The sequence below is a fragment of the Algoriphagus sp. genome (genome assembly GCF_024305035.1).
Taxonomy (GTDB): domain Bacteria; phylum Bacteroidota; class Bacteroidia; order Cytophagales; family Cyclobacteriaceae; genus Algoriphagus.
Window position 1 is genome coordinate 37,067 of sequence record NZ_JAMWZB010000013.1, and the last position, 11,845, is coordinate 48,911.

Below are 11,845 nucleotides of genomic sequence, written 5' to 3' on the forward strand. Positions count from 1 at the left end.
CCGGCTATGTTTAAGGACATCTTTCTATTTGAACTCAAATACCGATTTGGGCGACCGGCTACTTGGATCTATTTCGCTTTATTAATTATTGTTCCTTTTTTGCTCTTTGGCTTTGGGAATACTCCGGCCTCGGAGAAAGTCTATCACAATGCCCCGATCAACATTGCAAATTTTCTCATTCTTGTTTCTTTCTTCGGGATTCTGATCGCTTCTGCTGTCATGGGCGTGCCGCTTTATCGGGATCTAGAACATAAAACCGGCACTTTTCTTTTTTCCTACCCCATCAGCAAATTTGGCTACTTCATGGGTAGGTTTTGGGGCTCCTTTTTCACTTTGCTATTTATTTCTACAGGTGCTTTAATTGGGATTTATTTGGGTAGTCTTTTAGGACCCGCTTTTGGAACAGATGCCTTGCGTTACGGTCCAAACCCACTAGTCAACTACCTCTATCCCTGGCTGACCCTACTGCTGCCCAATCTTTGGTTGGCCAGCACGCTCTTCTTTGCATTGATTATTTTCACCCGAACTATCCGCTCTATTTATTCGGGAGGGATCATCATCTTTATCGGCTACCTACTGGCCAATTTTCTTTCCCAGGATATCGAAAACAAAGATTTGGTGCAGTTAATCGATCCTTTTGGAGTGAATTCATTTTCACTGCAGGTTCGCTACCTCACCCCTTTTGAGCAAAACACCTTTCTACTTCCCCTGGAAGGAAATCTGTTACTCAATCGGATAATCTGGACAAGCGTAGGATTGGTTTTTTTCCTTGCAGCCTATTTCCGCTTTAGTTTCAGCTATTTCTTTCAGACCATTCAGAAGAAAACAAAACTCAAAGTTGAAAAAGAACCTGCATTTGTACAGAAAAGTCTGACTGCGATCACTGATTTTTCTAAAAAATATCAATGGACTAGTTTGAAGACCTTGACCAAAATCGAGGTACAGAATATTTATAAAGACATTTACTTCAAATCCATTCTCTTGGGTGGATTGATTTTCCTGGTGTTGGATTTTTGGATCGGTCAGACCTATTACAGCGTCCCCAACTTTCCGGCTACTTCCTTTTTGATGGAGTACAAAACCTTGGACTATAACCTCTTCGTGTTTATCATCATTGTCTTTTTCACCGGAGAAAGCCTTCACCGGGATAAAAGTACGGGATACTCCGTAATCCATGATACCTTTCCGGTCAAAGACGGGGTGATTATCACTTCCAAATTTATGGGCATGGCCTTTATCTGCCTATTGCTGACTACCCTTCCCATTCTTATCGGTATTACTGTTCAGACCTTGAAAGGCTTTTTTGAATACGATCTCAAAGTTTATTTGATCGACTCTTACCTCATTAGCCTTCCAGACTACTTGCAAATGGTCATGTTGGTTTTTGCAGTTCATCTTTTGGTCAACAATAAATTTGCAGGACATGCGACGGCTATTGGGATTTGGTTAATCATGATCGTTCTTAGAAATTTTGCCGAGTACGATTTTAACTTGTTCTTTTACAGTTACAAGCCCGGCTATACCTGGAGCGACATGAATGGAATCGGTCATTTTGCCGAACCGCTATTCTGGTTTAATCTCTATTGGACGGCCTGGGGAATTTTCTTGGTTCTCTTTTTTAGCATTTTCTTCAGCCGAGGAACCGACAGTGCCTTTAAAAGCCGACTGGAAACCGCCAAAAGCAAGCTCTCCAGTCCGGCCATAAAGCTTTCTGTCGTGTTTCTTTTGATTGCCCTCTGCTCTGGAGCCTATATTTTTAAATCGGTGGTCTATGACAACACCTATCGTACAAGCGAAGAAGGAACAATTCGACTGGTAGCTTATGAAAAACAACTCAAAAAATATGAGGGAATTCCACAGCCTAAATATACCAAGATTCACATTCAGGCTGACCTTTATCCCAAGGAGCGTGATGCCTATTTTGTCGCACAGGTGGAGTTGGTCAATAAGACCGAAAGTCCCATCGATTCGGTTCATTTCAACTCCACATCCCTGAGTGATTTTAAGGTAGTTTGGCAAGGAGATACGCTTAGCCACCGATTTCCTCTGGAGTATGAAAAGGCAAAATTCCAACTCTTTGGCAAAAAACCGGAACGGGAATGGTACAAAATTACCGCCTTACCCCAGCCGATGATGCCCGGAGATACCTTGGAACTCACCATGATCAGCAAGGTTATTCATTCTGGATTTCCCAACAGCGGCTATGGAAGAGAATTGGTATACAATGGGAGCTTTATTGCAGCTGGAATTCCCGAAATAGGCTATGATGCGCGAGGAGAAATTTCCTCTGATGAGGATCGCAGAAAATATGATCTTCCTGAAAAACCGGAGGATCTTCCCCCTCATGATGATCCAAAAGGAAAGCGAACCCTTCTTTTTGCAGATGATGCGGATTTGATTCAATTTGAAGCGGTCGTTTCTACAGTCCCAGACCAAATCGCCATTGCCCCGGGATATCTACAGCGGGAGTGGCAGGAAAAGGGTCGCCGCTATTTCCATTACGTCCAGGATACCCCTATTCAGGCCTTTTTTAATTTTGTGTCGGCAGACTATGAGATCCTTCAGGAAAAAGCCTACCTCCCGGATGGGGAAGAAGTCAATATTGAGATTTTTTATGATGCCCGGCACCCCTACAACCTGGATCGCTTTCTTGAGTCGTATCAGGATGGGTTGACCTATTTTTCAGAAACCTATGGAGATTTTCAGTTTCGGCAGATGCGACTTCTTGAATTTCCGCGCTATGCTACTTTCGCCCAGTCTTTTCCCAATACCGTTCCTTTTGCCGAAAGCTTCGGTTGGGTGGCCAACTTCTCGGATCCCAATGATTTCGATTACGTTTATTATGTAACAGCCCACGAGCTTGCCCATCAATGGTGGGGACATCAAATCACCCCCAATTCTACCCGAGGTTCCAACTTGATTTCTGAAGCCTTGGCCGAATTTTCAGCTCTGATCCTTTCGGAAAGAAAGTATGGGAAAGATAATATGAAACGGTTTTTGAAGGACGAATTGGACAGTTATCTCCGAGGAAGAGCAAATGAAAGCAAAAAGGAGAATGTCTTCATCAACTGCAACCGAGCCTATCAATGGTATTACAAGGGAAGTTTGATCCTCTATGGGCTCCGAGATTTAATCGGTGCAGAGGCAATGGATTCGGCATTGTATGCCTTTAACCAGGATTTCGGCTTGCAAGAAAGTCCTCCATTCCCCGGGAGTTCGGATCTGTATGGCTACCTGCAAGCGGCTACTCCGGATAGCTTGCAGTACTATTTGGTGGATACTTGGGAGAAAATTACCCTCTACGACAATCGAACAGAGTCAGTTACTGCCAAAAAACTATCCGGAGGGGAATATGAGGTCACGCTGGAAATTCAATCGCAGAAACGTTATGCCGATGAAACAGGCAGAGAATCCAATGCCGAATACGAGGCAGATTACCTAGATATTGGCGTCTTTGCCGCAGAGGATACAGATGAAAATGGGAGAACTCGCGTGAATCCCCTTTACCTTCAAAAACATAAAATCAAACCCGGACAAAGCATCATTACGGTAAAAGTGAAAGGATTGCCCGAAAAGGCAGGAATCGACCCCTACAATAAACTAATCGACCGAATCCCCGATGACAATACCCTTTCAGTAGAAATTGAGTAAAGCGCTAAATGACTAGGCGAGCTCTACCTGTTTTGGTCAGTCCGAAGGAGTTAACAAGTCCTCAATTTCCCTTGGATTGACCAAAACTCTCCCAGTCTAGTCAAATTTTGGGTCCGGATTGATTCCAACTAGAGGGAGTCTTTGCTGATCGATATTTACAGGTGCGGATAAAGAAGGTCTTAATGGATATCACAGACCACCTCAAAAAAAGGTAATGAAACAGGATCTACAATAAATCAGGAATTAAAACCGTTAAAAAAGTAAGGTTAGGCAAAAGTCGCCCGATTGCTTACCTTCAAAATCACCCTTAACAGCTTACTAATTAATTACATGAAGAAAACCACCCTCTTCTTCGTATTTGCTTTCTTCACACTTTTCTCTCTTGGCACCCTTGCCATGGTCACCTACCGACCGACGCTCAAAAAGCAACTCTCCGATGCCTACGCTATTCTCCTTGGAGATCCCACACCTAGAATAGCCGAACAGCCCATCGAAGTTCCAGAGCCCGTACCCGAGCCGGAAGAAATCTTTGTTGTCCCCGATCTAAAAGAATTCAAGGCCAAACTCCGCAGAGATCGCTATTCCAATCACCTTTCCGCTGCTGAAGAAAATAGTGTGGGTCCTATTTTGGATGAAAAGCAACTTTTTCAATTGGTGGAAGATGGATTACTGGAAGAAGTCAACTCAGGCATAGGCTATGAGGTGGAAGAATTAACCCATAGCCATCCCTTTCTCACCCCAGAATCAAAAAAGGTCTTAGAAGAACTTGGGCAAACTTTCCAGGCTTTGGTCGGGGACGAAGCCTTTTTCACCGTAACCTCAGGCACACGCACCATGGATCAGCAAAAGAAACTGAGCCGCAGAAACCGAAATGCGACCAAAGGAATATCCTCCCACTCCCATGGACGCTCCTTTGATATTTCTTACATCCGATTTAACGGGGTGAAGTCTTGGGATTACAAGAAACAGAAGCAACTGGAAAAAGTACTGAGTCACTTCCAAAAGGAAAATAAAATTTTTGTGATAAAGGAACGAAAGCAAAACTGCTTTCACATCACGGTTCGCTAAAAACGCTCCTCCCGTAATCCATACTAGGCTGGTACCAAATTTTTATAAAATCCCTAATGAAGTCTATCGTTTCTCCCCTTGGACTGGATTCTATCAGCCTACTCCGGTTTCTTGGGATCAGGAAAGAAAGATTTTTGAGACATCGCCGAATGGCTTCCACACTATTCTTTAATTGATTATTTTTAAAATCTTCAGGAAAGGTTTAGCACACCAAATCCCCTAGTTTCAATACCTCAAGTGATGATTTTTTTTCTCCATGTTGACAAAGATGGAAATTCGCTATTTATCAACTACTTAACTTAGCAACGCCTCAACAAACCAACCTGAGAAAAAATCTCCCAATAGTTATGCTAGTTGTTTGAAATCCCGAGGTGTCAAGCCCGTGATGTTTTTAAAGGTTCGGTTGAAATAGGAAAGATTTTCAAACCCCACCCGATAGGCAATCTCAGAAATCCCCAAATCGGTTTCCTGTAACAATTTCTGGGCTTCATTGATCCGAAGTTGCAACAGATACTGAGTGAAGGTCTTTCGCGTCCGTAATTTGAAAAAGCGACAAAAAGCCTCTTTGGAAAGATTGGCTACTGCAGCCGTCTCTTCCAGACTGATTTTTTCAAATCGATGCTGCAATAAATATTGCATCACTTGGTTCATTCTGTTTCCATCCTTCTCTGAAAGACCCTGAATTACTCCTCCATGATTGAGTTGTTTGAGCTCATTGCCCGCTTTTTCTAAAATAGTTAAAAACTGAATCGCCAATTGAAACCGATACAATCCTTCTGATTCTCCAAAATGACTCATCAGGCCTATCACTCTTTCTTGCGTTGATCCCGAAACCTGAAAACAAAGCCCAGCAAACTGATGAAACTTCTGTAAAGGGAGCAACTCATCCAATTCCCCTAAGGCTCGCTCCAAGGCTGCAAAGTCGAAAAACACCGTATTTCCAGCGGAACTTAAAGGGGTATTTTCCTCAAAATACTCTGGATCGCTTCGAAAGACATGAGGCACATGGGCACCCAAAAAAAAGACATCCCCTGCCGAAAATCTTCCTACGTAATCCCCACTTAAAAACTGTCCTCTTCCCTCCACGATTAGGGTCAATTGAAGCTGCGGATGCTGATGGAGTTTATCGTAAAAGTAACTACCCCTGTCCTCCTGGTAGCGGACAAATTCCTTTTGGGATTTGGGAACTTGAAAGGAAATAATTTTTGCCATGCTCTAAATTAATATAAAATTCACCGAAATAAATTCCCAACTATTCAAACTGATCAATATCGTATCAAAATGAATTAATCCTGTGATAGAAATCCAATTCGAGTAGGCCTACTTTTGAATGATTATCAACCGGCTGATTCAAGCCGATAAACTCAAAACCTATGAATTGGAAAGGCGTATTCCCAGCAGTTACCACGAAGTTTCACGCGGATGGAAGTTTGGATATGGACCTGTTTTTTAAAAATCTAGACGCTCAATTGGAATCCGGGGTTCACGGAATTATTCTTGGGGGTACTTTGGGCGAAAGCTCCGTGCTTTCCCAAGAAGAAAAGATCACCCTGACTCGTGAGACGGTGAATTACCTTGAGGGAAAGGTACCCGTGATTTTGAATATTGCCGAAGGGGCAACCCGAGATGCCTTATTTTGGGCAAAAAAAGCAGAAGAACTCGGAGCGTCCGGTCTGATGATTCTTCCTCCAATGCGCTATGCTGCAGATCCAAGGGAGGTGGTGACTTATTTCAAAACGGTGGCCAATTCCACTCCACTTCCCATCATGATTTATAATAATCCGGTGGATTACAAGACCCTGGTGACTGTGGATATGTTTGCCGAACTGGCAGCATGCAAAACTATTCAAGCCATCAAGGAATCTACGCGCGACATCTCCAATGTGACCCGCATGATCAACCGATTTGGAGATCGGTTCCACATCCTGTGTGGAGTGGATACCCTGGCTTTGGAAGAATTACTGATGGGTGCTGTCGGTTGGGTAGCAGGCTTAGTTTGTGCTTTTCCAAAGGAAACCGTCACCATTTATAACTTGGTACAACAGGGTGAAGTTGAAAAAGCACGGGAAATTTACCGTTGGTTTTTACCCTTGCTCGAATTGGACATTCATCCCAAACTGGTCCAATACATTAAGCTTGCCGAGCAGCACTGTGGAATCGGTTCTGAACATGTTAGAGCCCCAAGATTAACCCTCATCGGAGAAGAAAGGGAAAGAATTGAACAAATTATTGTGGAAGGCTTGGCAAAAAGACCGAAATTGTAAGAAAGCAGGAAAATGGGAGACCGAATACCCTGGTCAGTTACGCCACAGAGTCTTTCTCCCCAACTTCTCTTCTTAATCCAATTTACCATCGTTAAATTTCCAATTCCTATGAACCTAGACCAAATTTTCCATGCAGCCCAAGAAGCCTTTCTTTTTTATAAAAACCTTCCGGGAAAAGAAAAAGGTGAATTTTTGGAAGGCCTAGCAACCCTACTTGAGGAAAATCGGGCAGAAATCGTCCCCCTTGCTGTGGAAGAATCCAACCTCCCCGATGGACGAATTAATGGGGAATTAGGTCGTACCATCGGTCAAATCAGACTTTTTGCCAATTTGGTCAAAGAAGGTTCCTGGGTAGAGGCAACCCTCGACCCTGCCTTACCCGAGCGCAAGCCGCTTCCTCGAGCTGACCTTAGACGTTTCCTGACCCCGCTAGGTCCTGTGGTCGTTTTTGGGGCGAGCAATTTCCCCTTAGCTTTTTCTACTGCTGGTGGAGATACTGTTTCAGCCTTAGCGGCGGGGTGTCCGGTCATTTATAAAGCCCACCCTGCTCACCCGAAGACTTCTCAAAAAGTTGCAGAATGTATCCATCAGGCGATTTTAAAAGCTGGTTTACCCTCGGCTCTTTTCTCCCATATCGAAGGAGGGATTTCCGAAGGGCAGGCCCTGGTCAAGCACCCGCTGGCAAAAGCAGTCGCTTTTACGGGTTCCCATACCGGCGGGAAAGCCCTATTCGATCTGGCCAATCAACGGGAAGAGCCTATTCCCGTCTTTGCCGAAATGGGTTCGGTCAATCCCATCTTTTGCTTTCCTGAGAAACTCAAAAAGGAAAATGAGGCTTTGGCCAAAGCATTTGTGGGTTCACTAACCTTAGGAGTAGGTCAATTCTGTACCAACCCAGGCTTGATTTTCGTGCCAAAAGCACAAGCCCAAGACTTTGAAAAAGCCATTTCTGAGGAATTGAATGATATTGCTTCCGCACCCATGCTTCATCCGGGGATCGCAGAGGCCTATTACAATTCCCTTCAATTGCTTCAATCACGCCAAGAACTCCGTTGGGTAAAGGTCGCCGATCCGCAGCATCTGATCAATGGAAGTACGGCTTTGGCAGAAATTAAAGCAAGCGATTGGCTCAAAGACACGGTTTTTCAAAAAGAAGTTTTTGGTGCCTTTGCCATGATGGTAGTCTATGAGACCGAAGAGGAATTGCAGGAGATTGCCAAGCACCTTCATGGGCAGCTGACGATCACCGTGTGGGCTGAGCCTGAAGAGCTAAAAAACCAGTTGTATTTCATCAATTTATTAGAGGAAAAATGCGGCAGGTTGCTTTTCAAAGGTGTACCAACCGGTGTGGAAGTAGGACATGCCATGCAGCACGGGGGGCCTTATCCATCGACCACAGAGGCAAGAAGTACCTCAGTAGGGGCATATGCCATCAAGCGTTTTGCTCGTCCCATCGCCTTTCAAGACATGCCGGACGAATTACTACCTGATGCCTTGCGAAACGATAATCCACTTGGAATTTGGAGGCTAGTGAATGGAGAATACAAAAAATAGTAGGGAGTAGCACACCAGTGAAAAAAAGTATTCCTGCCTTGGTTGAAAAAAGTTGAACTCGAGTGGGGTAGAGATTGCGGATTGCTTGTAAGTCTCCTTCATTTCCTAGTCCTATATTTCTTATTCAGTTAATTTTCCAATTTTAATGACTTTCAAACATCCCATACGATTAAATGCCTTCTCGCCATACCTTCAGCTGCATTGATGCCCACACCTGTGGTAATCCCGTCCGGGTAGTTTCCGGAGGAGTTCCATTTCTCAAAGGAAACACCATGCTGGAAAAACGCCAGTATTTTCTGGAAAATCTAGATTGGATCCGAACCGGACTGATGTTTGAACCACGCGGTCATGATATGATGTCCGGATCCATGCTCTTCGCTCCACATGATCCTGAAAATGACTTTGCCATACTTTTTATTGAAACTTCCGGCTGCCTTCCCATGTGTGGTCATGGTACAATCGGCACGATCACAGTTGCCATCGAAGAAGGCCTGATTCATCCCAAAACTCCTGGCTTTCTGCGAATGGAAGCGCCTGCAGGATTGGTTTTGGTGGAATACAAGCAGGAGGGCAAAAAAGTTAAATCAGTGAGGCTGACCAATGTCAAAAGCTATTTGGCAGCAGAAAATCTGGAAATTGATATCGAAGAACTAGGTAAATTGACCGTAGATGTGGCTTACGGCGGCAACTTCTATTGCATCGTGGATCCTCAGGAGAATTTTCCCGGATTGGAGCATTTCAAAGCCGAGCAATTGATCGCTATGGCTAGAAATCTTCGGGCAAAAATGAACGAACGCTACAACTTTGTTCATCCTGAGCATGATCGGATTCGAGGACTTTCCCATATCATGTGGACCGGAAAAACGTTAGAGGAGAGCAGTACGGCTAGAAATGCGGTATTCTACGGAGACAAAGCCATCGACCGTTCACCTTGCGGTACGGGAACATCAGCTCGTATGGCGCAATGGTTTGCCAAAGGAAAACTTAAATCCGGGGATGAATTTATCCACGAGAGTTTTATCGGGTCAAAATTCATTGGAAGAATCGAGGAAGTAACCCAAATCGCAGGTAAACCAGCCATTGTCCCCAGCATCGAAGGTTGGGCCAAAGTCTATGGTTACAATACCCTTATTCTGGACGATGACGATCCTTATGTACATGGATTCCAAGTAATTTAACAGCAATCAAGCTATTCGATACGAAAAGAAAAACCACTACAATTAACCCTTATTGAATCTAATTCCTGGGTTCTAGTCTCTTGTCTCTAATTTCTTGATCTAGTCTACTAAAAATGAAGTCTACTCTAATTATCGGTGGCGGCATTGTCGGCCTATTTTCAGCCTATTTCCTTTCCAAAGCGGGAGTTGAGGTCACCATCGTCGACCGGACGGACCTAAGGGATAACTGCTCTACGGGCAACGCCGGCATGATTGTGCCCAGCCATATTATTCCGCTAGCTGCTCCCGGCATGATTGCTAAGGGTATTTCTTGGATGTTTTCTTCGAAAAGCCCCTTCTACATTCACCCTCGATTCGATTATAAGCTTTTGCAGTGGAGCCTGCTTTTTTACAAATCCGCCAATCAGAAGCACGTGGAAAAGGCCATCCCCTATCTAAAAAACATCAGTTTACTTTCCAAATCACTTTATTTGGCATTCCGTGAAACGCATCCTGAGGCGGCTTTGGCATTTCAGGAAAAGGGATTGATGATGGTCTATCAAACCGATGCCATGGAAAAAGAGGAAACCGAATTTGCGCACTTGGCCCGAAAGCACGGTTTGGAAGCAGAAATCCTAAATCCAGAAGATATTCGAAACATCGAACCCAACTTGGACCTCAAAGCAAAAGGGGCAGTATTGTTCCCCGGTGATGCCCACCTGGACCCCGGAGCATTGTACAGCTACTTGAAAAAATACTTAGAGGCAAAAGGGGTGAAATTTCTGACTGAAACTCAAGTGTTGGGTTTTGAAAAATCAGGTCAGAAGGTCCTAGCTGTCCTGACAGACCAAGGAAAAATCGAGGCCGAGAAGCTTTTACTTTGCGGAGGTTCTTGGTCTGGGGAACTGGCCAAAAAACTCGGGTTTAGCCTTCCGATGATGGGGGGAAAAGGCTATTCCTTTTTACAAGAAAATCAACCCGAAATCAAACAAGCCAGCATCCTAACCGAGATGAAAGTAGCGGTCAGTCCCTATGGTAAACACATTCGATTTGGGGGCACGATGGAAATCGCCGGAACCAACCAGAAAATAGACCTGAAGCGAGTGCAGGGCATCTTTGAATCCATCAATCGCTACTATCCTGACTTTCAGTCTAAATTTCCAAAAGAATCTGAAATTTGGAAAGGTTTGCGACCTTGTTCACCTGATGGCATGCCCTACATCGGCTATGCCCCTGGCTATTCCAATGTATTGGTGGGAAGCGGGCATTCCATGATGGGAATCTCTATGGCCCCGGCTACTGGGAAATTATTGGCTGAATTGCATCAGCAAAAAGATACGACAATGAATATCAATGAATTTGAGGTCGGAAGATTTGCTTGATCTGATCTAAACCCGGCATTCACAAGATAATAAAAACCACGCCTGAGCTTAGTGAAATGACAAATTAACCCCCCTTTGGCCAAACAAAGGCTCAAAACCAATCATCCGGCTTATCCAGAACTCGATAAAATTTAACTTTTGGCTAACCTTAACTCTCTTATTTTTGATCATGTAAACCTCTTTCACCCCTAAGTCTGCTTACCATGAGAAAATCCTTTGAAAAAAATCTAATTCTTCTAATTATCCGCCTAGGTGCTGGAGGAATGATGCTTACCCACGGCATACCAAAAATTGAACGAATCCTAGCCGACGAAGTTAAGTTTGCAGATCCTTTTGGTTTGGGCCCAACCATTTCCTTAGGCTTAGCCATTTTTGCCGAGGTGATTTGTTCGGTTTTAATCATGATAGGTTTTAAGGTTCGGCTTGCGACTATTCCCTTGATGATTACCATGCTAACGGCAGCTTTTTATGCGCATTGGGATGATCCATTTGGAAGAAAGGAACTGCCCTTACTTTATTTTCTGACCTTTTTAGGCTTAGTAGTTTTTGGTGGTGGAAAATTTTCCATCGATGGACTAACTGGAAAAAAGCGAAGAATCTAAGAAGCTTTACCCTTAGCTATAACTACCACTCAGGTGGGCACCTTTCCGCCGAACAGGGGAGATTGACCCACCCAACTCCCTTACTCTTCCAACTTGGCCCCCTTACTTTTAGTAGGTTACCAAAAGTGAGATTTAGAAGAGATGCGTGTACAGGGCACTGTACAAGA

General features: G+C 44.2%; 8 protein-coding genes. 7 read left to right on the plus strand and 1 reads right to left on the minus strand.

Annotated features, from left to right (window positions below; all coding sequences use genetic code 11):
- Positions 1 to 6: 6 nt before the first annotated feature.
- Complete coding sequence (locus tag Q0L00_RS09015; protein ID WP_297336549.1) at positions 7 to 3,651, plus strand: M1 family aminopeptidase; 3,645 nt, start codon at positions 7 to 9, stop codon at positions 3,649 to 3,651.
- A gap of 330 nt (positions 3,652 to 3,981) precedes the next feature.
- Positions 3,982 to 4,719, plus strand: coding sequence for a DUF5715 family protein (locus tag Q0L00_RS09020; RefSeq protein WP_297336550.1), 738 nt, complete (start codon positions 3,982 to 3,984; stop codon positions 4,717 to 4,719).
- A gap of 345 nt (positions 4,720 to 5,064) precedes the next feature.
- On the opposite strand, the gene Q0L00_RS09025 is transcribed toward Q0L00_RS09020, so the two are convergent.
- Positions 5,065 to 5,931, minus strand: a complete 867-nt coding sequence (locus tag Q0L00_RS09025; RefSeq protein WP_297336551.1) for an AraC family transcriptional regulator — start codon at positions 5,929 to 5,931, stop codon at positions 5,065 to 5,067.
- 161 nt (positions 5,932 to 6,092) lie between these two features.
- On the opposite strand from Q0L00_RS09025, the gene Q0L00_RS09030 reads away from it, so the two are divergent.
- The 5 genes from Q0L00_RS09030 (at position 6,093) to Q0L00_RS09050 (ending at position 11,678) form a co-directional block, all read left to right on the plus strand.
- A complete protein-coding gene (locus Q0L00_RS09030) occupies positions 6,093 to 6,983 on the plus strand; it encodes a dihydrodipicolinate synthase family protein (protein ID WP_297336552.1) in 891 nt (296 codons plus the stop codon).
- A 108-nt stretch (positions 6,984 to 7,091) separates the two neighbouring features.
- Positions 7,092 to 8,537 carry an aldehyde dehydrogenase (NADP(+)) gene (locus Q0L00_RS09035; RefSeq protein WP_297336553.1) on the plus strand — a complete coding sequence of 482 codons (1,446 nt, stop codon included), beginning with the start codon at positions 7,092 to 7,094 and terminating at the stop codon, positions 8,535 to 8,537.
- Between the two features lie 173 nt (positions 8,538 to 8,710).
- Entirely contained in the window at positions 8,711 to 9,715 is a 1,005-nt protein-coding gene (locus Q0L00_RS09040) for a 4-hydroxyproline epimerase (RefSeq protein WP_297336554.1), read from the plus strand.
- A 113-nt stretch (positions 9,716 to 9,828) separates the two neighbouring features.
- On the plus strand, positions 9,829 to 11,076 hold the full coding sequence (locus tag Q0L00_RS09045; RefSeq protein WP_297336555.1) for an FAD-dependent oxidoreductase: 1,248 nt from the start codon (positions 9,829 to 9,831) through the stop codon (positions 11,074 to 11,076).
- A gap of 203 nt (positions 11,077 to 11,279) precedes the next feature.
- Positions 11,280 to 11,678 carry a DoxX family protein gene (locus Q0L00_RS09050; RefSeq protein ID WP_297336556.1) on the plus strand — a complete coding sequence of 133 codons (399 nt, stop codon included), beginning with the start codon at positions 11,280 to 11,282 and terminating at the stop codon, positions 11,676 to 11,678.
- The last annotated feature ends 167 nt before the right edge of the window (positions 11,679 to 11,845 follow it).